This window comes from Klebsiella sp. ZJOU C1, assembly GCF_035620215.1.
Taxonomy (GTDB): Bacteria; Pseudomonadota; Gammaproteobacteria; order Enterobacterales; family Enterobacteriaceae; genus Klebsiella; species Klebsiella variicola.
Window position 1 is genome coordinate 280902 of sequence record NZ_CP141644.1, and the last position, 22261, is coordinate 303162.

The window sequence follows — 22261 nt, forward strand, 5'->3', positions numbered from 1 at the left end:
ATACCCGACAAAGTAGGCTCACATCATGTCGAGTTAACGTTGCATTTTTTTTACAGCCAAATGAACACGTGTTCACCTTGCTAAAAAAATGCCGCAGCAGCGCTTTCAGGTAGCGAATATGAGTTATTTACAGATCACCGGCCTTAAAATTAGTTATGGCGATAACGTGGTTTTACATAATATCGATCTGGCGGTCGAGCAAGGGGAAATGATTGCCCTGCTGGGTCCGTCGGGATGCGGAAAAACCACGCTGCTGAACGCGCTCTGCGGTTTTATTCCGGTGCAAAGCGGCGAGATGGCGATTGCCAGTCGAACGATCACCCATCTTGCGCCGGAGCAGCGCAATATCACCATGGTGTTTCAAAGCTACGCCCTGTGGCCGCACCTGACGGTAGCGCGCAATATCGGCTATGGCCTGAAACTGCGCAAATGGCGCGGGGCGGATATCGCGCGGCGGGTGGCGGAGCTGCTGCGAATAGTGAATCTTGAGGGACTTGGCGAGGTGAAAGTGACCGAACTGTCGGGCGGTCAGCGGCAGCGGGTGGCGCTGGCAAGAGCCCTGGCCATAGAGCCCCAGGTGCTGGTGCTGGATGAGCCGTTATCTAATCTGGATGCCAAAGTGCGCCTGAATGTGCGCCATGAAATTAAATCTCTGCAAAAGAGACTGGGTTTCACGTCATTAATTGTCACCCACGATCAGCAGGAAGCCTTAGTGATGGCGGACCGCATTGCGGTATTAAATCAGGGGCGTATTGAACAAACTGGCACCCCGGAACAAATATATCAACATCCTGCGACGCCCTTCGTCGCTGATTTTATGGGCGCCGATAATAAAATAACCTCCGGTGAATTATCCGCTGCCGCAATATCCGGTTTATCCGCCGCTCAGCAGGGGGAAAAAGTTATTTATTTTCGCAGCGCTGATGCCGCGCTCGCTGAATTAACGCAGCCTGCGCCGCAGGAGGGACTTGCTCTGGAGGGCGTGGTGGAGCAAAGCGCGTTTCTGGGCAATCTGTATCGCCACAGCGTGCGCTGTCATGACCGCCTGCTACTGGCCGATGCCGCGCAGTGCTGGCCGACAAAAAGCCGCGTTCGGCTCCATGTGCCAACGCCGGCCCTGCATATTTTTCCTTTACCACTATCACAGTGATATCAGCGTGTTCATTCTGGGGACAATCCATGTTGACTAAGACGAAAGCAGCGATCGTAACGACCCTCTTCCTGAGCCTTGGCGCACAGGCCGACACCATTCTGAATGTCGCCACCGCGGGCGATCAGAATATGGTGGATTATGTAAAAACCTGGCTGGGGCCAAAATTTGAAGCCGCTCATCCCGGCGTCAAGGTGCGGGTGATCGGTACCGGCCCCGGCGACGCCGGGTCGAATAAAATTAGCGAGAAGCTAACGGCCCAGCAGGAGAGCGGCGCGCAGCAGTGGGATATCGACGTCGCGGTAGTGCACCAGAAGGCGGGCGGTGAGCAGGTGGAAAAGGGATTACTGCAAAAATACCGTCAGGATATTCAGACCGGCGGCATGGTGAGTTCGCCGAGCGCCACTCAGGCGCTGGGCGTTAACGTCGATGGATACGTCATGCCGATGTTCTTAAGCCAGACCGCTATCGCCTGGAACAGCGATCTGCTCAGTACCCCACCGGCGTCGTATGACGAGCTGGTGGCCTGGACGCAGAAACATCCGCAGGCTTTTGGCTATAACGGCATCAAAAACGGCATGTCTGGCGTCAGCTTTGTGGTGGGTTGGATCTACGCCTACGGGACCGACGCCCAGCGTCTCTCCGCTGGGCCCTATGATAAAAGCGTCGAAAAAGGCTGGCAGCAGGCCTATGAGAAGCTGAAGGCGTTCAATAAAAACGTGACTTTCACCCCGGGCAACGCCGGGACGCTCGACATGCTGAGTCGGGGGGAAATCGCCATGGGCCCGGTGTGGGTCGATATGTTCTATAGCTGGAAAGATCAGGGCAAGCTGCCGCCCTCGATCAAGCTTGCTTTACTGGCGCCGGGTATGCCGGGTCAGCCGATGTATTACGTCATCCCGGCGAAGGCGGCGAATCCGCAGCTGGCGCGCGACTTTATCGCGCTGGCCACCAGCCCGGAAGTGCAGGCGCAGGGGATCGTTAAGCAGTTTAACTGGTATCCGGGCATCGACGCCGGCCAGGTGAAGCCGAAACTGGATACGGCGACCTGGCAAAAGCTGTTTGCCGAAATCTCGCCGGAAGCGCTGGCAAAGTATGGCAAAAGCTTCCCGATCGCTCCCTATTTTGACGACATCAAAGAGGGTTACGAAAGCCAGGTGGCCAACTAACGCCTTCTCCCGCCCGGGTTGTCGGCCCGGGCGCTTTCTTGTGCTGACGCCAGGTGCATTATGTCCAGTTCATTAAAATATCTGCTGCTGGTTGCTCCGGCGGCGCTGATGATCGCGATCCTGTTTTTGTATCCGCTGGGGTTTTCGCTGGTCTCGGCGTTTACCGCGCCGGGACAGCCGTTCACGCTCGATCACTTCCGCAAGGTCTATGCGCTTTACGCCAGTGATGTGCTCTTTTCGCTGATTATCGTACTGGTCTCAGTGGCGCTGTTAGCGCTGATCGCCATTACCCTGTCGGCAGTGATTGCGCTGTCACCGTGCCGACCCGTTGTTCGTCTGCTGGGTTTTTTGTATCGCTTACCGCTGTTTATTCCGTTTATTGTCGTCGCCCAGATGATGCGCACTTTTCTCGCCAAAAATGGCCTGATGAACAATGCGCTGGTGGCGGCCGACCTGGTCACACCGCTGGAGACGCTCTCCTGGCTGGGATGGAAAGGGATAGTGATCACCTTTGTCTGGAAGCAACTGGCCTTTGCCACGCTGCTGATCTGCGGGGCGATGGCGGCGCTGGAGTCGTCGCAGATCCTTGCTGCGCGTAACCTTGGCGCCTCCCGGCCGCGGATCCTGTTCGATATCATGCTGCCGCAGGTCCTGCCGACCATCGGCGTGGCGCTGGTGCTGTCGACGGTGACCATGATGTCGGTGCTGTCGGTACCGTTGATGATCGGCGTCGGAACGCCGACGATGCTGACGGTGGATATGGCGTTTCGCGTGAATTCCTATGGCGATTACGCGGTGGCGAATGCGCTGGGTGTGGTGTCGCTGGCGATCTGCGGCGCGCTGTCGTGGTTTTACCTGCGCCACAGCCTGCAGCAAAAAGGAGGGGAATCATGAAAGCGCTGACCCTCGCCTCATCCCCGTCATGGTGGATAAAAGGGCGCCGTAAAGTGCGCGCCAGCCTGGCGCTGCAGACCCTGCTGCTGCTGTTTATGCTGCTGGCGATGTTTGGCCCGTTGCTGAACCTGTTGATCTGGACCGTAGCGGAAAGCTGGTATTTTCCCCATTCGTTGCCCAGTCAGTGGGGTTTGAAGTACTGGTATCAGGTTTTCAATCCATACAGCGATGTGTCCGGTTCGCTGTTAACCAGCGTGTTGATCGCCCTGTTATCGGTGGGGGGCTGTTTGCTGATTTCCGTCCCCGCCGGCTATGCGCTTTCCCGGCGGAAAATGCCGCTGCGGGTGCTGTTTATGCTGCTGTTTCTCATCCCGCAGGCCTTTCCCAACCTGACGGTATACATGAATGTTGCCCGATTGTTTTATCAGTGGGGATTGAACGGCAGTATCGCAGGGGTGGTACTGGTGCATAGCGTTCACGGCCTGATGTATTCGGTGTGGATCTGTATGGCAGCCTTCTCATCCATCGACCCGCTGCTGGCGCGGGCGTCGCGTAACCTTGGCGCCGGACCGGTATATACCTTCTGGCACATTGTGCTGCCGCAGGCGGCGCCGGGGATCGTTGCCGCCAGCATCTTCGTTTTTCTGGAGTCGCTGGATGAGTTTACCGGCACCTTCTTTGTCGGCGCGCCGGATATCACCACGCTGCCGCTACTGCTCTATAACGCCAGCATGTCGGGTAACTATCAGGTCTCGTCGATTACGGCGCTGATTTTGCTGGTGCCATCGCTGCTCTTTATGGTGGTGATCCATAAATTTATGCGCCCGGAGATGATGGCGAAACTGGGGAAGTAAGGACCGTAGAAAACGAAAAAGCTTCCCGGTGGGAAGCTTTTTAACCTCAGGTCATCATCATTGGCCATTCTGGCGGCGTCTGACTCATGACCTCAATCATCACATCTTTGATATTACCCCAGATTTTTGCGATATCGATCAGGGTGATGCCCAGCAAACCGGTGGCGAACCAGCAGGCGGCGGCAAGGCCGAGGCAGCTGCAGATCACTGCCAGACCGGCATAATCGCTTTTCCGTAACTGGATATTCAACGAGCTGGCGAGAAACATCAGTACCGCGCTCACCAGGGGCCAGCGCAACAAAACGACACTGGTAGTAATGGAAGCCATTAACCTATCCTCAAAGAAAGTCGGGGAGCCATGGATGACCTGGCGCGACTGACGATGGCATAGCGCTCTGGTCTCGACTGGCAAACTAGAGAGTGATGAAACGTCATTTCTGTTTCATCAACTTGTGTGAACTATATCACACTTGGTGCTTTATTCGCCAGCCAAAAAATGAGCTTTCGCTGCGCTTAATAAGCTTTGATTTTGTGTGGATATAGGTAAGCAAAACCCGATTATCTTATTTTTATTCTCTTGCTAATGATTATTATTCTGCGGGTTTTATTACCAGTTCCTGTTTATTACACGGAGAAACCGAGTCAGATGCGCGTCTATTCTTAATCTGACGAGAATATCTTTCGAATACCTGATAAATAAGTATTATTCAACACCACCAGCTGAAAAGCTGACGCCCTGAAGGGCTGGCAGATATCTGCTGATGTCTATCGCAGTCGCGATTGCTAACGTGTTCGGGCTACCTTAATTAAGGCATATCGCATGGATGAAAGCGTAAATGGCTGACAGTGCGCCGCATAAGGCGCTCAGACTTGTCGGAATGGGGCTGGTTATTTTATTGCCGGTGATGTTGGCATTGTGGTTTGCCCAGCTGCGGGCCAAAGCCGAAACCATTGATCAATTGCACTCATTTTCGCAGCTGGCGCTGCAAAAAACAGAAATGGTCATCCGGGAAGCGGATCAGGCGCGGTTTAAAGCCAGCCAGTATCGTGGTGAGCTATGCTCAGCGGAGCACCAGCGTTATTTACTGCATATTGTTCGCGGTCTGCTGTATGTAGAAGATCTGATCTACGCCAACGGTCAGCGCTTTATCTGTTCAACGTCCGCTCATCCCGAGACCGGCTGGCGGATGCCCGCGGCGAATTACACCAAAAAGCCGGATGTGGCGATTTACTACTATCGGGATACGCCGTTTTACCCGGGCTTTGCCATGAATTATATGCAGAAGGGGCCCTATGTGGTGGTGGTCAACCCCTACTCGTTCAGCTCGGTGATTGCCAGCGACCGCGATTTAGCCTATGGCGTTTTCGATACTAAAACCAACCTCTTTTTCTCGCTGAGTAATAATGTTGAGCCCGCCGAACTCCAGGCGTTAATTCGCGAAGGCGATGCTTTTTTTAATCAGAATGGCCGTGTGTATACGATAGCCCGCTCCGCTATCCGGCCGATCGCGGTCATCATGTCCACCTCCCGGGCCAGCTACTACCACAACTTCTGTGACCAGGCGAGCCTGACGCTGCCGCTGGGGATCATTTGCAGTATTTTACTGGTGCTGGTGTGGACACGAACCCGCCGCCAGTATCACTCACCGCGCAATATGCTACAGCGGGCTCTGAGCTGCCGCCAGCTGCGGCTGCACTACCAGCCGATTATCGATATTAAAAATAACCGCTGCGTCGGGGCGGAGGCGCTACTGCGATGGCCGGGGTTTGATGGCCCGGTGATGAACCCGGCGGAGTTTATCCCGCTGGCGGAAAATGAAGGCATGATTGCCCAGATCACGGACTACGTGGTGGACGAGCTGTTTTATGAAATGGGTGAGTTTCTTGCCAGCCATCCGCAGCTGTATGTGGCGATCAATCTCTCTGCGTCCGATTTCCACTCGGCGCGGCTGATTTCCCAGATCAGTGAGAAAGCGCACAGCTATGCGGTCTGCATCGGACAGATCAAAATCGAAGTGACCGAGCGCGGGTTTATCGACGTGGCGAAAACGACGCCGGTGATCCAGGCGTTCCGCGAAGCAGGCTATGAGATTGCGATCGATGATTTTGGTACCGGCTACTCGAATCTGCATAATCTGCACGCGCTGAATGTCGATATCCTCAAAATCGATAAAACCTTCGTTGATACGCTGACCACCAACAACACCAGCCATCTGATCGCTGAGCACATCATCGAGATGGCGCGCGGGCTGCGTTTAAAAACTATCGCGGAAGGGGTGGAGACCCCGGAGCAGGTAAGCTGGCTCTACAAGCGCGGCGTGCAATTTTGTCAGGGCTGGCTGTTTGCGAAAGCCATGCCGGCGCGGGAGTTTATGCAGTGGTTAGCGAATGCTCCCACGCCCATAAGCAGGCCTCAGCCGCCGCGTCACGCGGAGATCTGATGGCGGTAGTCGCTGGGAGTGCGGTCGAACTCGCGGCGGAACACCCGGGAGAAGGTTTGCTGCGAGACGTAGCCCAGATCCATCGCGATATCAAAGATAGGTCGCTGAGTGGTTCGCAACGCTTCCGCCGCCAGCAGCAGGCGGCGCTGACGAATATAATCACCCAGCGTCTGATGCATTACGGTACGGAACATCCGCTGCAGATACCATTTCGAGTATCCTGACTTTCTGGCGACTATATCAATGTTAAGTGGTTGATCGATATGTTCATCAATCCATTCAATCAGTGTTTGAATAATATCCTGATGGGACATAAAGCGGCCTCTCTCAATTCTCGATTCGTCGTTTTGTCTGCGGGCGAGTATAATTCCTCAAGTTAACTTGAGGTAAAGCGCTTTATGGAAAAGAAATCACCCCGCATCAAAATGCTGCTGACGCCCGGGGAAGTGGCAAAACGAACCGGCGTGGCGGTCTCGGCTCTCCATTTTTATGAGAGTAAAGGCCTGATCCATAGCCAGCGGAATGCCGGCAACCAGCGGCGCTACCGGCGCGATGTCCTGCGCGCGGTGGCGATTATCAAAATTGCGCAACGCATCGGCATCCCGCTGGCGACCATCGGCGACGCGTTTGGCGTACTGCCGGAAGGGCACAACCTCAGCGCAAAAGAGTGGAAGATGCTGTCATCGCAGTGGCGTGAGGAGCTGGACCGGCGTATTCATACCCTGACGGCGTTGCGCGACCAGCTCGACGGCTGTATCGGCTGCGGCTGTTTATCACGGCGCGACTGCCCGCTGCGCAACCCGGGCGATAAGCTGGGGGAAGAGGGGACCGGCGCCCGGCTGCTGGAAGAGGAATAATAAAACTAAAGCGCCACAACTGGGCGCTTTAGTTGTTTTCCGGTCTTTGTCTTTCGCATTATCTCGCTGGTTCACGAGAGGGTTTCCCCCGACATCGACGTCCCTCAGTATTGCGCAATCTGTTGATGGAGGTTCCGGTTTGCGTCGACACTTTAACTATGGCAGCTGCTGCCATTTTTTCCTTACTATTTTGCCGAAATTTTCCCGGCAATGAGCGCCTGTTCCTATAGTTAATTTGAACAAACCACGGGAGAGGCCCATGCTGACGGTACACCATCTTAATCAATCACGATCGCAACGCGTACTGTGGGCACTGGAAGAGCTGCAGCTGCCTTATCAGATAGTCCGCTATCAGCGGGAAAAGTCGATGCTGGCGCCGGCGGCGCTGAAGAAAGTCCATCCGTTGGGGAAATCGCCGGTGCTGGAAGACAACGGCTATGTGCTGGCGGAGTCCGGGGCCATTCTCGAGTATTTGCAGGAGACCTGGGACAGCGGCGGGCTGCTGAAGCCGCAGGCGATAGAGGACAAACTGCAGTACCGCTTCTGGCTGCACTATGCCGAAGGCTCGCTGATGCCGCTGCTGTTAATGAAGCTGGTGTTCGCCAGCCTGGGTAAACCCCCTGTGCCCTTTGGCGTCCGCTCTCTGGGCGCCCTGCTGGGCAAGGGCATTCAGAAAGCGTGGCTGGATCCCCAGCTGGCCACCCATGCGCGGTTTATTGACGACCATCTTGCCACGCGGCCATGGTTTGCCGGCGAGCGTCTAAGTATGGCCGATATCCAGATGAGCTTCCCGGTGATGGCGCTGTTGGCGCGCGGTGGCGTGCATGACCTTGTCCATATTGAGGCCTGGCGACAGCGGGTGGAGCAGCGTCCGGCCTGGCAGCGGGCCATCGAGCGCGGCGGTCCCTTCACCTTACCCGGCGCCTGAGGTATCAGCGGATCCGATGACGCCGACAAATGAAAGCAACTCACTAAAAATTTGTTAGCGGATTGCGCATAGACGATAACGTTTGCGCATCGTCTGGTTATTTTCTGCTCGTCATAAGCGAAATTTAGCGAAATACGATAAACATCGGTTGAAAAGGGTTATCTAAAGGCCGGATAATCGTTTGCCTTTCTGTTTTGCTCCCTCTTTTTTCTGCTATCCAGGGGGAGGAGATAAGGTTGACACACCGTAGTGTATGCGCGGAGTTAAACGTTTGCTTTTTTGCAGCCCCCCTGGCGCTGCGATTCGGTACAAGGAGATCGCGTTTAACTGGCAGTGGAGGGTCCACCACGCATATCAACGAACAATAAAAATTTTCAGGGGAAGTTTTCTATGTCTACGCCTTCAGCGCGTACCGGCGGTTCATTAGACGCCTGGTTTAAAATTTCGGCGCGCGGTAGCACCGTGCGTCAGGAGATTGTTGCAGGTCTTACTACCTTTCTGGCGATGGTTTACTCCGTCATCGTGGTGCCGGGCATGCTCGGTAAAGCGGGCTTCCCGCCGGCCGCGGTGTTTGTCTCGACCTGTCTGGTGGCGGGCGTTGGCTCGCTGGTGATGGGGTTATGGGCAAATCTGCCGATGGCTATCGGCTGCGCCATTTCGTTGACCGCCTTCACCGCCTTTAGCCTGGTGCTGGGGCAGCAGATCAGTATTCCGGTGGCCCTCGGCGCAGTATTCCTGATGGGTGTCCTGTTCACGGTGATTTCCGCGACCGGCATCCGCAGCTGGATCTTGCGCAACCTGCCGCAGGGCGTGGCGCATGGTACCGGGATCGGGATTGGCCTGTTCCTGCTGCTGATCGCCGCCAACGGCGTTGGTCTGGTGATCAAAAATCCGCTGGACGGTCTGCCGGTGGCGCTGGGCAAATTTGCCAGCTTCCCGGTGGTGATGTCGCTGATTGGCCTCGCGGTGATCATTGGTCTGGAAAAAATGAAGGTGCCGGGCGGTATTCTGCTGACCATTATTGGCGTGTCGATTGTGGGCCTGATTTTCGATCCGAACGTCCATTTCTCCGGTATTTTCGCCATGCCATCCCTGAGCGATGATAAAGGCAACTCGCTGATCGGCAGCCTCGACATCATCGGCGCGCTGAACCCGGTCGTGCTGCCCAGCGTGCTGGCGCTGGTGATGACGGCGGTCTTTGACGCCACCGGTACTATCCGCGCGGTGGCCGGCCAGGCAAACCTGCTGGACAAAGATGGACAGATCATCAACGGCGGTAAAGCGTTGACCACCGACTCCCTGAGCAGCGTCTTCTCCGGTTTAGTTGGCGCGGCGCCAGCGGCGGTGTATATCGAATCGGCGGCGGGTACCGCGGCTGGCGGTAAAACCGGTCTGACCGCGGTGACGGTCGGTGTCCTGTTCCTGCTGATCCTGTTCCTCTCCCCGCTCTCTTATCTGGTACCGGCCTACGCGACCGCGCCGGCGCTGATGTACGTCGGCCTGCTGATGCTGAGCAACGTGGCAAAAATCGATTTCAACGACTTCGTTGACGCGATGGCTGGCCTGATCACCGCGGTGTTTATCGTGCTGACCTGTAACATCGTGACCGGCATCATGATCGGTTTCGCTACCCTGGTGATTGGCCGTCTGGTCTCCGGCGAGTGGCGCAAGCTGAACCTCGGTACGGTAATTATCGCCGTGGCGCTGGTGGCGTTTTACGCGGGCGGTTGGGCGATTTAAACCCTTCGTGCTCCTCACGGGCGGCTCAGGCCGCCCGTTTTATTTTTAAGCCACATCCTGTTTCCATTTGCGTTAATCTGGGTAGCGTATGATTCACAGGCACGACGCCTCACAGGTATAAAAGAAAACGCAGCAAACAGGGAACACATGGAAATATTCTTTACCATCCTCATCATGACCCTCGTGGTCTCACTGTCCGGGGTAGTGACGCGTGTACTGCCCTTTCAGGTTCCACTCCCACTGATGCAAATCGCCATTGGCGCGCTTCTGGCATGGCCGACCTTCGGTTTGCACGTTGAATTTGATCCAGAGCTGTTTCTGGTCCTGTTTATCCCGCCGCTGCTGTTCGCCGACGGCTGGAAAACGCCGACCCGTGAGTTTATTGAACACGGGCGGGAGATCCTTGGTCTGGCGCTGGCGCTGGTGGTCGTGACGGTGGTCGGCATCGGCTTTCTGATCTACTGGATTGTGCCTGGCATTCCGCTGATCCCGGCGTTCGCGCTGGCGGCCGTACTCTCGCCGACCGATGCCGTGGCGCTCTCCGGCATCGTCGGGGAAGGGCGGATACCGAAAAAAATCATGGGCATTCTGCAGGGGGAGGCGTTAATGAACGACGCCTCTGGTCTGGTTTCGCTCAAGTTTGCCGTCGCGGTGGCGATGGGCACTATGGTCTTTACCGTTGGCGGCGCGACCGTAGAATTTCTGAAGGTGGCGATCGGTGGCGTGCTGGCCGGGTTTGTGGTGAGCTGGTCGTATGGCCGTTCGATGCGTTTCCTCAGCCGCTGGGGCGGGGATGAACCCGCCACGCAGATTGTCCTGCTGTTCCTGCTGCCGTTTGCCTCCTATCTGATTGCCGAACATATCGGTGTCTCCGGTATCCTGGCGGCGGTGGCGGCGGGGATGACCATCACCCGTTCCGGCGTGATGCGTACCGCGCCGCTGGCCATGCGTCTGCGCGCTAACAGCACCTGGGCGATGCTGGAATTTGTCTTCAACGGCATGGTCTTCCTGCTGTTGGGCCTGCAGCTGCCGGATATCCTCTCCAGCTCGCTGGTGGCGGCGGAAGCTGACCCCAACGTCGAGACCTGGATGCTGTTTACCGACATCATCCTGATCTATGCCGCGCTGATGCTGGTGCGTTTTGGCTGGCTTTGGTCGATGCGTAAGCTTAGTCAGCGCTTCCTGAAGAAGAAACCGATGGAGTTTGGCTCCTGGACCACCCGCGAGCTGCTGATCTCCTCTGTGGCCGGGGTGCGCGGGGCGATTACCCTCGCCGGTGTGCTCTCGATTCCGCTGTTGCTGCCGGACGGGAATGTTTTCCCGGCGCGCTATGAGCTGATTTTCCTCGCCGCCGGGGTGATCCTGTTCTCGCTGTTCGTCGGGGTGATAGCGCTGCCGATCCTGCTGCGCCACATTGAATCCAGTGACAACGTGCAGCAGCGGAAAGAGGAACGGCTGGCGCGCGCAGCGACGGCAGACGTGGCGATTGTGGCGATCCAGAAGATGGAAGAGCGCCTGGCGGCGGATACCAAAGAGAATATCGATAATCAGCTGCTGACCGAAGTCAGTTCGCGGGTGATCGGTAACCTGCGCCGGCGCGCCGATGGTCGTAACGACGTGGAGACCTCTATGCTCGAAGAGAGCCTGGAGCGCCGCTTCCGTCTGGCGGCGCTGCGCTCCGAGCGTGGAGAGCTGTATCACCTGCGCGCCACCCGGCAGATCAGTAACGAGACGCTGCAGAAGCTGCTGCACGATCTCGACCTGCTGGAAGCGCTGTTAATCGAAGATCAATAACCTTTAGTCCGGATAGCGCGACGCTTATTCGGGCTACTGGCGAGACTGCAGTAAATGTGTCGCCCCGGTAAGCGTTAGCGCGACCGGGGGAAACCCGGGCAGCGGCGCAAGCGCCTGACCCGGGTTACCCATTCCTCTGTGAAACGCGTTGTCACCAGGGAATTATTCCAGCCAGAACGCTTTACTGCACGCCAGCCAGGCCTCAGCGCTGCGCGACATATACACGCCCTCCCGCCAAATCATCCCCAGCTCCCAGCGCAGCTCGCTTTGCAATGGGATCCAGCAAAAGTTCTGCGGGTCGAGACGCTGGCAAATCGGCTCGGGCAGGATCGCCACGCCAATGCCGGCCTGCACCATCGCGGCGAGAAAATCCCACTGGCCGCTGCGCACCGCGATACGCGGCTTTACGTCATGCTCGGCAAACAGGCGCATCAGCTGCTGGCTGAGGGCAAATTCTTCGTTGTAGATGACCAGCGGATACGCCGCCAGCTCGGCCGGCGAGAGCGAGGTCACGCCCTCCCACGGCGCGGTTCTTGGCGTCAGGACGCACAGCGGGTGGTTGAACAACGGCAGGGTGGTGAGGTGGCTACCCTCTTCGATGGGCAGGGCGGTCATCGCCATATCGAGCTCGCCGTTGCTGACCGCCTGCTGGACCGTCAGGCCGCCAAACTCGGCGATTTTCAGCTCGACGCCCGGGTAGCGCTCGCGGAAGCGGCTGATCGGCTCCGCCATCAGCATTCCGACCATCGGTGGAATGCCAAGCCGCAACACCCCTTTATGCAGGTGGTTGATATCGCTCAGTTCTGACTCCAGCTGGCTGAACTCGCCAAGGATCGCCTGGCCGCGTTCAAAAACAACGCGCCCGGTATCGGTGAGCAGCAGTTTACGGCCATCGCGGATCAACAGCGTGCAGTTCAGTTCATCTTCGAGATTTTTGAGCATCTTGCTGATGGTGGGCTGTGTGACGAACAGCTTTTCCGCCGCGCGAGTAAAACTCTGCTGACGAACCACTTCAACGAAATAGCGCAGCGTTCGGATATCCATAATTATTCCCTGAGACTATACCTGCGATGATTTTAATTCATTTCTGTCCGCTTCTGCGGCTCTCTATACTGCACCCCTGACTTCTTTTTTTCAGGAATATCGCTCATGGCCTTCGCGCCAGCTCGCGTTGCCCCCGTCGTGGCGCAGCGTCTTCAAATCCCGCTGCAGGTGCTCCTTTATGTCGGGTTATTTATTTTTGCGCAATATCTGGTGAACAGGTGGCAGGTACCCCTGCCGGCTAACCTGGTCGGCATGGTGATGCTCCTGCTGCTGATCGTCTGCCGGGTGATCCCCCTGAGCTGGGTTCGCGCCGGCGCCCGCTGGTTGCTGGCGGAGATGCTGCTGTTTTTCGTCCCGGCGGTGGTCGCGGTGGTCAATTATACCCAGCTGCTGATGGTTGATGGCTGGCGGATTTTCCTGGTGATTGCCTTAAGCACGCTGATGGTGCTCGGCGCGACGGCCTGGGTCGTCGACAGGGTCTACCGTTACGAAGTGAGCCGGCTAAAAAATGAGTGATGTCATGCTGAGCGTCCTGTGTCTGGTGGCGACGCTGGGTCTCTATTACGCCAATAAAAGACTGTATCGCCGTTTTCATAAACTGCCGCTGATGCCGCTGGTGTTCACGCCGATCCTGCTGGTGCTGATCCTGGTGCTGGGCCATATCTCTTATCAGAGCTATATGGGAGAGACCCACTGGCTGCTGTGGCTGCTGGGCCCCGCCACCATCGCCTTTGCCGTCCCGGTCTATGAAAATGTCGCGGTGATCAAACGCCACTGGATGTCGCTCAGCGCCGGGGTGGTAACGGCGGTGGTGGTGGCGGTGACCAGCTCCGTATGGCTGGCGCGCGGATTGATGTTGTCTGATGAAATCCAGCGCAGCCTGGCGGTGCGCTCGGTGACCACGCCCTTTGCGCTGGCGGCGGCGAAACCGCTCGGTGGTCAGCCCGATTTGGTGGCGCTGTTTGTGGTGATCACCGGCGTCTTTGGCATGGCGGTGGGGGATATACTGTTTTTACGCCTGGCTATCCGGGAAGGGATGGCGAAAGGAGCCGGGTTCGGCGCGGCTTCCCATGGTGCCGGGACGGCGCGCTCCTATGAGCTGGGCCAGCAGGAGGGCGTGGTGGCCAGCCTGGTGATGATGCTGTCTGGCGTAGTGGTGGTGCTGGCGGCGCCGTTAGTGCGCTGGCTGCTGTTTTAGCGTTCTCGTGTAACCGGTTGTTATGAAATATTGAGGGGCGGAATAGTTGTGAACTATTTTCGCCCCTTTTTGTTTATGCCGGTTATTGGTCATCAGAAAAGATTAAGGCAATTCTTATTACCATCCTCTCTTTGTAACTAAATATTTCATAATCAATACTGATCTAATTATATTGCGAATGATGTATAGGCTTTTTATTATCTCTAAGAATTTTATAAGTTTGTATCGCTATGATTTCAAAGGAACTTCATCTTATTTTTCTCATTTTTTAAGGCGATTTGTTTAAAAATCAATTTTTACATTAATAATTGAGCTTTTACCCTCTGTTCGTTATTCTTTTTACGCGGGCTTGTATTATTGAATGGATTCAAATGCTGGTCGTTTATTTATGTATAATATTAATTATCATAAATCATATGTCACGTAAATGTGTATGTGACGCCGCGCGGATGCAAATTCATTCTCTAATATATCTGCATAAAACAATTGACGGACTGATTGTCGTTTATAATGGATATGGGAATAAATATGAAGATGAGTAAAAAAATTCTGGCGGGTGCCCTGATTTTCTCTGCCTGCAGCGTGCTGTCTACCGTTGCTCAGGCCGATAACACCATTACTTTTAATGGTGTTGTTTCCGATACGACCTGTACGGCGACCATTGACGGCGGCGTAACGGCTATTGATATGGGCACCACCTCAGTGGCGGATCTGAAAGCGTATACCTTCGGCGCTGCCAAGAACTTCTCCTTTAGCTTAGCCGATTGCCCGACCGCGGAAGACGGTGGCAACAGCATCGCTCGCGTCACTTTTGGCGGTGTTTCCGATACCGCGAACAGCGATTATTTTAAAAACCAGGCGACTGATGAGCCGGCAACCGGTGTTGCTGTGGCCCTTTTCGACGAAGCGGGTAAGGTGATGAAGAATAATGAAGAGGGTTCGGATGTCGATATTTCTTCCGGTGCCGCAACCATTCCATTCACCGTTAAAATGGTGAAGTCGGGTGATACCGATCCGACGAAAGGTACCGTTCAGACAACTGTGACTTATAACGTGACTTATTATTAATTCGGCGTTTTGTTGAATGGAGAAAGGGGAATCGTCTGCTATTCCCCTTTAATTAAACGTATGAGATATCCTTTTTTTGTGGTCGGTTTTTTGCTGTCTTCCTCTATTGCGCAAGCCAGCGTGGTCGTGGGCGGCACGCGTCTGGTGTTTGATGGTGCGAAAAACAACGCCGTCATCACGGTTGAGAATAAAGATCAGAGCAGCAATATCGTCCAGTCCTGGCTCTCGGTGGTGGATGCCGCGTCGCCAGCCAAAGACGCGTTTATTATTACGCCGCCGCTGTTCCGTCTCAAAGCCGGAGAGAAAGGATTCGTGCGCGTTGTCCGCTCAGGAAAAAAATTACCCGACGATCGCGAGTCGATGTTTTGGCTCAATATCAAAGGGATCCCGGCAACGGAATATGTCCCGGATAAAAATGTGGTGCAGTTTGCCATCAACTCGAAAATAAAATTGATTTATCGACCTGCCGCGTTAAAAGGCAATACACCGGAATCGTATGCCGAAAAATTACAGTGGGGAAAAGCGGGGGACTCGGTGACGGTAAAAAATAACTCACCGCTGTATATGAATTTTTCCCAGGTTAGCCTTAACGGGAAAAATATTTCTGGCGCATGGTTTGCTGCCCCATTTTCTACTTTAAAAATACCCGTGCAGAGTACCTTGTCCGCGACAGGGAAAAAAGAGATCACATGGAGCGTGATTAATGATTATGGTATGTCAGGGAAGAAATATACCGCTATCATTCAGTAGCGTTGAGCTACTGTTTTCAACCAAAAGTATCTGCGTCGCTATTGTTTTGTGCCTGAGTACCTTGTCTTCTCGCGCTGAGGCCGGTGAATATTTCAACCCGAATTTACTCGAAGTCGCCGAGGATCCTGCGGCTTCGGTGGATCTGTCCTATTTTTCGCAAGATGGCGTACCGCCGGGCACCTATCATCTGGATGTTTACATCAATGATAAGTATGTCAGTTCAGAATCGCTGACCTTTCAGGAAATTGGCCATGACGCAGGCGCGACCGCTTCTCCCTGTCTTTCCGCGGAGTATCTGAATTCGTGGTTGATTAATACCACCGCCTATCCCCAGCTGTTCGCGGCAGGGGAAACCTGCGCCCGGCTGTCGGCGATCCCCGGGATGACATTTTCGGTGTCTCTTGCCCAACAGCGAATCGATTTTACCGTTCCGCAGGCCGCGATGCTGAATCGCCCAAGAGACTATATACCGGAGAGCCAGTGGCAGCAGGGGATCAACGCCGGTCTTCTCAACTATAGTGTCACCGGGCAGCGCAATGCGCCGCGGCATAATGGCGCGACCGTAGACAGCCAGTTTGTTAGCCTGCAGACTGGGGTGAATCTGGGGCCATGGCGTCTGCGCAACTACAGCACCTATAGCCACAGCGACAACAGCAGCCGCTGGGAGTCGGTTTACTCGTACCTTGCCCGCGATATTCACACCCTGCGCAGTCAACTGGTGGTCGGTAATACCTATACCTCTTCCGGCATCTTCGACAGTGTGAGCTTTACCGGCCTGCAGCTCAGTTCGGACAAAGAGATGCTGCCGGATAGCCTGCATGGCTTTGCGCCGACGATTCGAGGGATCGCGCGCACCACCGCGGAGGTCTCGGTTTATCAGAATGGTTACAGCATTTATAAAACCACCGTCGCTCCCGGCGCCTTTGAGATTAACGATCTGTATGCCACCGGCAGCGCCGGCGATCTGTACGTCACCGTTAAAGAGTCTGACGGCAGCGAGCAAAACTTTGTGGTGCCTTTTGCCTCGCTGGCGGTCCTGCAGCGCGAGGGCCAGCTGGACTATGCGCTGAGCAGCGGCAGGACGCGCTCAGGCAGCTCCGACGATAAAGAATACAACTTTATTCAGTCTTCCCTGGCCTATGGCGCCACCAGTAACTTTACTCTCTATACCGGCTTTCAGCAGGCGGAAGATAAATACACCAACCTGCTGTTAGGCGCTGGCTTTAACCTTGGCACCATCGGCGCGCTGTCGTTTGACGGCTCTCAGTCGTGGGCCGACGTGAAAACCAGCGATACGGCCTCGTCAACCCGCAAAGAACAGGGGCAATCGTATCGCGTCCGCTTCAGCAAAAGCTTTCTGCAGACGGGCACCAGCTTTTCCGTGGCCGGCTATCGCTACTCCACCGCGGGATACTATTCGTTTCAGGATTTTGTCGATAACGCCTCCACGCAGCGCGACTGCTGTACGCAGAGCGGCAGAACGAAAGGCCGGTTTGACGCTTCGCTGTCGCAGACGCTGTTCGGCTATGGTTCGCTCTCGCTTTCGCTGGTCAATGAAACCTATTGGGACAGCTCGCGCATGGAGTCGGTAGGCGTGGGCTATAGCGGGTCGATTGGCAGGGCCTCCTACTTTATTAACTATTCCTATAACCGCAATGTGCAAAGCACCGATGACAGCGGCAATAACCGGCCGGCCAGCGATACCATCGTCTCCCTGACGCTAAGCATCCCGCTTGGCGAGACGCTCTCGGCGAATTACACCTTGAACCATGGTCGGCATAACGACACCACGCACAGCGTGGGGCTCAATGGCTCGGCGTTCGAGGATCGCTCTCTCAACTGGAGCCTCCAGGAGGGTTACAACACCCGGGATAAGAGCACCTCCGGCAACCTCAGCGTCAATTATCAGGGAGCAAAAGGCGATGTCGCCGGCGGCTATGGCTACGACCACTACAGCAATCACTACAATTATTCGCTGCGCGGCGGCATGGTTGCTCACGCGGGCGGGCTCACGCTGTCGCGCTTTCTGGGTGAGAGTGCTGCACTGATCGAAACGCCCGGCGTCAGCGATGTGCGGGTGCAGGGCCAGACCAACGTGACGACGGATGCCGCCGGGTATGCCGTCGTACCGTATGTTCGCCCTTACCATCGCAACAGCCTGGCGCTGGATGAACAGCAGATGGCTGGCGCCGAGGTGGATAACGTCGCCAGAACGGTGGTCCCAACGCGCAATGCAATCGTCAAAGTGCAGTATGACACCCGAATTGGCTATAAGGCGATGCTCACCCTGCGTACTCGCAACGGTGTGGTGCCTTTCGGCGCGCTGGTGACCCTTGATAATGATCGCGCCAGCGCGGCGCGCAGCAATATTGTCGGCGATGAGGGGCAGGTGTATCTCACGGGGCTGCAGAAAAAAGGCCAGCTGTTAGCGCGCTGGGGGGAGAAAAGCAGTGAGCAGTGCACCGTTCATTACGACTTCTCCAGCATGGCTCTTGGCGACGATATTCTGTTCTATCAGGCCGAATGCCGGTAATAGATGCAGGTTTTCAACATGGAAGAAGGGGCTGATATGAATATGCGAGACGGCAGCACAAGGGGCATCCTGGTGGCCAGCCTTTTGCTGCTCTCCCTTCCGGCGCTGGCTTATGAAGGCAGCAGCACGGTCAATTTTAACGTCACGGGCACCATCGAAGCGCCTTCCTGCGAGGTGGCCGTGGAACCGTCGAACAGTATCGATTTAGGCACCGTCTCCTCGCAGACGTTCTCCGGAAATGCCGGGTCGAGCGGCGCCAGCGTGCCGGTTAAGCTGGTCTTTTCCAGTTGTTCCGCCGATGCGTCGGCGGTAACCATCGCATTTAGCGGAGCAAAATTCGATAACACTTACACCTCGGTTTATAAAAACTTCCGCACAGGCAGCGACGGGGCCAGCGGCGTCGGTATGCAACTTCTCACTCTTGCCGATCAGCAGCCCCTCGGGCCTGGCGACCAGTATCTTTATACCTTTGGTGACCGTGCCGACGTCCATATCTTCAATATGGTAGCACGCATGTTTTCGCCCTATGGCCAGGTAAGGCCGGGGATTGTCGGCTTTACCGCCACGTTCGATGTGGCTTACAAATAACGTTTCGACAGGGATGGGTATGAAAAAACTGATCTTCTTGTTCATGCTGGTACTGTGTCCCCTCTATAGCTGGGCGGCCTGCACGGGAACCAACTATGGCGATGTCTCGATGACTAACTTGCCGGAAAAGATTCTGGTCAACGCCGGGAGCTACACCGCGGGCACCGTGCTGTATGACTCGGGGAAAATTACCCGCGCGCAAACGGAGCTGATTAACTGCGAGGGAAGCACCTACGCGGTGTTTGCCTGGTCCTCGAACAATGCCGGGGCGCTGATAGGGGATAATATCTATGCTACCTCGGTGCAGGGGATCGGCCTCCGCGTCAAGGTGTGGCTCAATATCAGCGGTGAATATGACGGTGATACCGATGATTTCAGCCCCGACTCGCAGGTACATTATATCGGCGATGTGAATTACTATCTCGGTAAGCCCACCGGCCTGTTTGATTATTATGCCTCGACCCATTACACCCCGGCATATCAGCTGCAGCTGGTGGCCACCGGCGGCGCTATCGCCAGCAACAGTCAATTATCGTTCAGCGATCCGGTGGCTACGGTTTCGGCGAAGGATAGTAAGGCGACGCTCTCCATTTCCCGGCTGCACATCAGCGGCACCACCAGCATCCAGATGATCCCGATGGGGTGTATTGTCGGTAGCAATAATCTCAGTTTTGCCATGGGAAGCATCAATGCCAGCGAGTTCAACACCGCGACGAAGGTGGGGAACGCGCGGCAGTCCCTGACCCTTGCCTGCGAGCCGGGAACCAACGTTTCGATGCGTGTGGCGGCGGCGCAAGCGAGTGGGGATAACCCTGGCAACACGGTGATAGCCTTAACGGCAGAGGAGAATGTTGCCACCGGGGTGGGGGTTCAGTTGAATATGGATGGCGAAGCGCTGCCGTTAAATACCGATATCAGCCTCTATACTTCGAGCCGCACGACGGTGACCAACAGCGGCGCGGACGCCAGCTATAGCTATTTCACCAACCCCGACAGCCCAGGCGGGGCCGCGGCCATGCAGACGCTTGCCTTATCCACTAACTATTACAAGACGGGGAGCGCGGTGACCGCGGGTTCGGCAAACGCCACCGGGGTGATCACCTTAACCTATAACTAAGAGGTCGGGGGTGAGCCCCTTCTCCGGACGGCGCCGGGGAAGGGGAGAGAACGATTAATGCGCCTGGCCGCGTTCGATACCGATCCCGGTTTGTGAACGGATAAACTGGGCGCGGAACTGCTCGCGCTCGCGCATCCCTTCCGGTGAGTTATCGGTGGCGGAGAAGACCCAGATACCGATGAACGCGATGGCGATGGAGAACAGCGCCGGATATTCATACGGGAACAGCGCTTTCTCATGGCCGAGGATCTGCACCCAAATGGTCGGGCCGAGGATCATCAGAATGACCGCAGTCAGCAGGCCCAGCCAGCCGCCGACCATCGCGCCGCGGGTGGTCAGCTTCGACCAGTACATCGACAGCAGAATAATCGGGAAGTTACAGCTGGCGGCAATGGAGAAGGCCAGGCCGACCATGAAAGCGATGTTCTGATTTTCAAACAGAATACCCAGCAGAATGGCCACCACCCCGAGGATCAGCACGGTGATCTTGGAGACCTTCAGCTCCTGACGCTCGGTCGCGCCCTTGCGGAAGACGTTGGCGTACAGGTCGTGCGACACCGCTGAGGCGCCGGCGAGCGTCAGGCCAGCCACCACCGCCAGGATAGTGGCGAAAGCGACCGCGGAGATAAAGCCGAGGAACAGATTGCCCCCCACCGCATCCGCCAGATGCACCGCCGCCATGTTATTGCCGCCGATAAGCTGTCCGGCCGCGTCTTTAAACGCCGGGTTCGCGCCGACCAGCATGATGGCGCCGAAGCCGATAATAAAGGTCAGGATATAGAAATAGCCCATAAAACCGGTGGCGTAGAAGACGCTTTTACGCGCTTCTTTGGCATCACTCACGGTAAAGAAGCGCATCAGAATATGCGGCAGGCCGGCGGTACCGAACATCAGACCCAGACCCAGAGAGAGCGCGGATATCGGATCTTTCACCAGTCCGCCGGGACTCATAATCGCCGCCCCTTTCGGATGGACGGCCATCGCCTCGGTAAACAGGTTATTGAAGCTGAAGCCGACGTGCTTCATGACCATAAAGGCCATAAAGCTGGCGCCGCACAGCAGCAGAACCGCTTTAATAATCTGCACCCAGGTGGTTGCCAGCATGCCGCCGAACAGGACATAGAGCACCATCAGCACGCCAACCAGCACCACGGCGACATGGTAATTGAGGCCGAACAGCAGCTGGATCAGCTTGCCGGCGCCCACCATCTGCGCGATCAGATACAGCGCTACCACCACCAGCGATCCGCAGGCGGAGAGGGTGCGGATCGGCCCCTGCTTCAGGCGGTATGAAGCGACGTCAGCAAAGGTATAGCGGCCAAGGTTGCGCAGTCGTTCGGCAATCAGAAACAGGATAATCGGCCAGCCGACGAGAAAGCCCAGCGAGTAGATCAGGCCGTCGTAGCCTGAGGTATACACTAGCGCGGAAATACCGAGGAACGACGCTGCCGACATAAAGTCGCCGGCAATCGCCAGCCCGTTCTGGAAGCCAGTAATATTGCCGCCGGCGGTATAATAATCGCTGCGCGAACGTACCCGTTTTGAGGCCCAGTAGGTGATGTAAAGCGTCAGGGCGACGAAAATCAGGAACATGACAATCGCCTGCCAGTTGGTCGGCTGGCGCTGTACCGCGCCGGTAATGGCGTCTGCCGCGTGAGCGCCGAGGGGCAGCAGCGTGGCGGCGAGCGCCGTCAGGACTCTCTTGATCATGCTTTTACCTCGTTGAGAACGCTCTTGGTCAAACGGTCGAATTCACCATTGGCCCGCCAGACATAAATACCGGTCAGGATAAACGAAATGACGATCACGCCAATGCCGAGCGGGATCCCGCGGGTGACGCTGGTACCGGCGTGCAGCGGAGTGCCGAGCCAGCCGGGCGCGAAGGCGATAAGCAAAATAAAGCCCACGTAGATCACTAACATAATCACTGACAGAATGGCGGCAAACCGTTGCCGTGATGCAACTAACTCCCTGAAATGCGCACTATTTTCTATCCGCTGACAAAGTTGTTCATTCATCTTAGCGTCTCCAGAGGTCTCCCTTTCGTCATCCACTCAGCGGACGCTGGCGACAGCAACCCCTCCGGCGATGGAGCCGGGATACGGTTTGCTGACGGCGTTCCTGCGAGTGGAATCC

At 56.0% G+C, this 22261-nt stretch carries 21 protein-coding genes; 16 read left to right on the forward strand and 5 right to left on the reverse strand.

The window, feature by feature from the left end:
• Positions 1 to 118: 118 nt before the first annotated feature.
• From SPE70_RS01310 to SPE70_RS01325, 4 genes are read left to right on the forward strand one after another with little or no spacing between them, the layout of a single operon-like run.
• Positions 119 to 1150 (forward strand): ABC transporter ATP-binding protein, encoded by a 1032-nt coding sequence (locus tag SPE70_RS01310; protein WP_012543175.1) that lies wholly within the window; start codon positions 119 to 121, stop codon positions 1148 to 1150.
• A 29-nt stretch (positions 1151 to 1179) separates the two neighbouring features.
• Positions 1180 to 2319 carry an ABC transporter substrate-binding protein gene (locus SPE70_RS01315; protein ID WP_008807278.1) on the forward strand — a complete coding sequence of 380 codons (1140 nt, stop codon included), beginning with the start codon at positions 1180 to 1182 and terminating at the stop codon, positions 2317 to 2319.
• A gap of 60 nt (positions 2320 to 2379) precedes the next feature.
• Positions 2380 to 3213 (forward strand): ABC transporter permease, encoded by an 834-nt coding sequence (locus SPE70_RS01320; protein WP_008807277.1) that lies wholly within the window; start codon positions 2380 to 2382, stop codon positions 3211 to 3213.
• Positions 3210 to 4067 carry an ABC transporter permease gene (locus SPE70_RS01325; RefSeq protein ID WP_064170546.1) on the forward strand — a complete coding sequence of 286 codons (858 nt, stop codon included), beginning with the start codon at positions 3210 to 3212 and terminating at the stop codon, positions 4065 to 4067. The genes SPE70_RS01320 and SPE70_RS01325 overlap by 4 nt, the downstream gene beginning before the upstream one ends.
• Positions 4068 to 4113: 46 nt before the next feature.
• Here the strand turns inward: SPE70_RS01325 and SPE70_RS01330 are convergent, their stop codons facing one another.
• Entirely contained in the window at positions 4114 to 4395 is a 282-nt protein-coding gene (locus tag SPE70_RS01330; protein ID WP_008807275.1) for a YjcB family protein, read from the reverse strand.
• 508 nt (positions 4396 to 4903) lie between these two features.
• On the opposite strand from SPE70_RS01330, the gene SPE70_RS01335 reads away from it, so the two are divergent.
• Positions 4904 to 6508 carry an EAL domain-containing protein gene (locus tag SPE70_RS01335; RefSeq protein ID WP_008807274.1) on the forward strand — a complete coding sequence of 535 codons (1605 nt, stop codon included), beginning with the start codon at positions 4904 to 4906 and terminating at the stop codon, positions 6506 to 6508.
• Here the strand turns inward: SPE70_RS01335 and soxS are convergent.
• Complete coding sequence (soxS, locus tag SPE70_RS01340; protein WP_004151738.1) at positions 6493 to 6822, reverse strand: superoxide response transcriptional regulator SoxS; 330 nt, start codon at positions 6820 to 6822, stop codon at positions 6493 to 6495. The genes SPE70_RS01335 and soxS overlap by 16 nt on opposite strands.
• Positions 6823 to 6906: 84 nt before the next feature.
• Here soxS and soxR point away from each other — a divergent pair, with 84 nt between their 5' ends.
• From soxR to SPE70_RS01360, 4 genes are all read left to right on the forward strand, one after another.
• The gene (soxR, locus tag SPE70_RS01345) at positions 6907 to 7365 is read left to right on the forward strand and encodes a redox-sensitive transcriptional activator SoxR (RefSeq protein ID WP_004206331.1); all 459 of its coding nucleotides are present in this window, start codon (positions 6907 to 6909) and stop codon (positions 7363 to 7365) included.
• 259 nt (positions 7366 to 7624) lie between these two features.
• Positions 7625 to 8293, forward strand: a complete 669-nt coding sequence (locus SPE70_RS01350; protein WP_008807273.1) for a glutathione S-transferase family protein — start codon at positions 7625 to 7627, stop codon at positions 8291 to 8293.
• Between the two features lie 390 nt (positions 8294 to 8683).
• Positions 8684 to 10033: an NCS2 family permease gene (locus SPE70_RS01355; protein WP_008807272.1), complete on the forward strand. Its 1350-nt coding sequence runs from the start codon at positions 8684 to 8686 to the stop codon at positions 10031 to 10033.
• 147 nt (positions 10034 to 10180) lie between these two features.
• The gene (locus SPE70_RS01360) at positions 10181 to 11827 is read left to right on the forward strand and encodes a Na+/H+ antiporter (RefSeq protein ID WP_004206334.1); all 1647 of its coding nucleotides are present in this window, start codon (positions 10181 to 10183) and stop codon (positions 11825 to 11827) included.
• A gap of 162 nt (positions 11828 to 11989) precedes the next feature.
• Here the strand turns inward: SPE70_RS01360 and SPE70_RS01365 are convergent, their stop codons facing one another.
• Entirely contained in the window at positions 11990 to 12871 is an 882-nt protein-coding gene (locus SPE70_RS01365) for a LysR family transcriptional regulator (RefSeq protein ID WP_012543171.1), read from the reverse strand.
• A 105-nt stretch (positions 12872 to 12976) separates the two neighbouring features.
• Here SPE70_RS01365 and SPE70_RS01370 point away from each other — a divergent pair, with 105 nt between their 5' ends.
• The 7 genes from SPE70_RS01370 (at position 12977) to SPE70_RS01400 (ending at position 20125) form a co-directional block, all read left to right on the forward strand.
• Positions 12977 to 13387, forward strand: coding sequence for a CidA/LrgA family protein (locus SPE70_RS01370; protein ID WP_023339420.1), 411 nt, complete (start codon positions 12977 to 12979; stop codon positions 13385 to 13387).
• On the forward strand, positions 13380 to 14069 hold the full coding sequence (locus SPE70_RS01375; RefSeq protein WP_063105931.1) for an LrgB family protein: 690 nt from the start codon (positions 13380 to 13382) through the stop codon (positions 14067 to 14069). Before SPE70_RS01370 ends, SPE70_RS01375 begins: the two co-directional genes overlap by 8 nt.
• A 510-nt stretch (positions 14070 to 14579) precedes the next feature.
• Positions 14580 to 15137, forward strand: coding sequence for a fimbrial protein (locus SPE70_RS01380; RefSeq protein ID WP_074442684.1), 558 nt, complete (start codon positions 14580 to 14582; stop codon positions 15135 to 15137).
• A 60-nt stretch (positions 15138 to 15197) separates the two neighbouring features.
• On the forward strand, positions 15198 to 15887 hold the full coding sequence (locus SPE70_RS01385; RefSeq protein WP_032691118.1) for a fimbrial assembly chaperone: 690 nt from the start codon (positions 15198 to 15200) through the stop codon (positions 15885 to 15887).
• The gene (locus SPE70_RS01390) at positions 15841 to 18420 is read left to right on the forward strand and encodes a fimbria/pilus outer membrane usher protein (RefSeq protein ID WP_064170545.1); all 2580 of its coding nucleotides are present in this window, start codon (positions 15841 to 15843) and stop codon (positions 18418 to 18420) included. The genes SPE70_RS01385 and SPE70_RS01390 overlap by 47 nt, the downstream gene beginning before the upstream one ends.
• Before the next feature lie 36 nt (positions 18421 to 18456).
• Positions 18457 to 19008, forward strand: a complete 552-nt coding sequence (locus SPE70_RS01395) for a fimbrial protein (RefSeq protein WP_044613841.1) — start codon at positions 18457 to 18459, stop codon at positions 19006 to 19008.
• 19 nt (positions 19009 to 19027) lie between these two features.
• Positions 19028 to 20125 carry a type 1 fimbrial protein gene (locus tag SPE70_RS01400; RefSeq protein WP_023296901.1) on the forward strand — a complete coding sequence of 366 codons (1098 nt, stop codon included), beginning with the start codon at positions 19028 to 19030 and terminating at the stop codon, positions 20123 to 20125.
• 54 nt (positions 20126 to 20179) lie between these two features.
• Here SPE70_RS01400 and actP read toward each other — a convergent pair whose 3' ends face one another.
• Both actP and SPE70_RS01410 read right to left on the reverse strand, forming a co-directional pair.
• Complete coding sequence (gene actP, locus SPE70_RS01405) at positions 20180 to 21832, reverse strand: cation/acetate symporter ActP (RefSeq protein WP_024623073.1); 1653 nt, start codon at positions 21830 to 21832, stop codon at positions 20180 to 20182.
• Entirely contained in the window at positions 21832 to 22143 is a 312-nt protein-coding gene (locus SPE70_RS01410) for a DUF485 domain-containing protein (protein ID WP_004177812.1), read from the reverse strand. The genes actP and SPE70_RS01410 overlap by 1 nt, the downstream gene beginning before the upstream one ends.
• Positions 22144 to 22261: the final 118 nt, after the last annotated feature.

Coding starts and splice junctions, on each gene's coding strand:
- SPE70_RS01310 (WP_012543175.1), top strand. CDS start 119: ATGAGTTATTTACAGATCACCGGCCTTAAAATTAGTTATGGCGATAAC.
- SPE70_RS01390 (WP_064170545.1), top strand. CDS start 15,841: ATGATTATGGTATGTCAGGGAAGAAATATACCGCTATCATTCAGTAGC.
- soxR (WP_004206331.1), top strand. CDS start 6,907: ATGGAAAAGAAATCACCCCGCATCAAAATGCTGCTGACGCCCGGGGAA.
- SPE70_RS01375 (WP_063105931.1), top strand. CDS start 13,380: ATGAGTGATGTCATGCTGAGCGTCCTGTGTCTGGTGGCGACGCTGGGT.
- SPE70_RS01360 (WP_004206334.1), top strand. CDS start 10,181: ATGGAAATATTCTTTACCATCCTCATCATGACCCTCGTGGTCTCACTG.
- SPE70_RS01400 (WP_023296901.1), top strand. CDS start 19,028: ATGAAAAAACTGATCTTCTTGTTCATGCTGGTACTGTGTCCCCTCTAT.
- SPE70_RS01365 (WP_012543171.1), bottom strand. CDS start 12,871: ATGGATATCCGAACGCTGCGCTATTTCGTTGAAGTGGTTCGTCAGCAG.
- SPE70_RS01330 (WP_008807275.1), bottom strand. CDS start 4,395: ATGGCTTCCATTACTACCAGTGTCGTTTTGTTGCGCTGGCCCCTGGTG.
- soxS (WP_004151738.1), bottom strand. CDS start 6,822: ATGTCCCATCAGGATATTATTCAAACACTGATTGAATGGATTGATGAA.
- SPE70_RS01385 (WP_032691118.1), top strand. CDS start 15,198: ATGAGATATCCTTTTTTTGTGGTCGGTTTTTTGCTGTCTTCCTCTATT.
- SPE70_RS01370 (WP_023339420.1), top strand. CDS start 12,977: ATGGCCTTCGCGCCAGCTCGCGTTGCCCCCGTCGTGGCGCAGCGTCTT.
- SPE70_RS01350 (WP_008807273.1), top strand. CDS start 7,625: ATGCTGACGGTACACCATCTTAATCAATCACGATCGCAACGCGTACTG.
- SPE70_RS01320 (WP_008807277.1), top strand. CDS start 2,380: ATGTCCAGTTCATTAAAATATCTGCTGCTGGTTGCTCCGGCGGCGCTG.
- SPE70_RS01325 (WP_064170546.1), top strand. CDS start 3,210: ATGAAAGCGCTGACCCTCGCCTCATCCCCGTCATGGTGGATAAAAGGG.
- SPE70_RS01355 (WP_008807272.1), top strand. CDS start 8,684: ATGTCTACGCCTTCAGCGCGTACCGGCGGTTCATTAGACGCCTGGTTT.
- SPE70_RS01335 (WP_008807274.1), top strand. CDS start 4,904: ATGGCTGACAGTGCGCCGCATAAGGCGCTCAGACTTGTCGGAATGGGG.
- SPE70_RS01395 (WP_044613841.1), top strand. CDS start 18,457: ATGAATATGCGAGACGGCAGCACAAGGGGCATCCTGGTGGCCAGCCTT.
- SPE70_RS01410 (WP_004177812.1), bottom strand. CDS start 22,143: ATGAATGAACAACTTTGTCAGCGGATAGAAAATAGTGCGCATTTCAGG.
- SPE70_RS01315 (WP_008807278.1), top strand. CDS start 1,180: ATGTTGACTAAGACGAAAGCAGCGATCGTAACGACCCTCTTCCTGAGC.
- SPE70_RS01380 (WP_074442684.1), top strand. CDS start 14,580: ATGGATATGGGAATAAATATGAAGATGAGTAAAAAAATTCTGGCGGGT.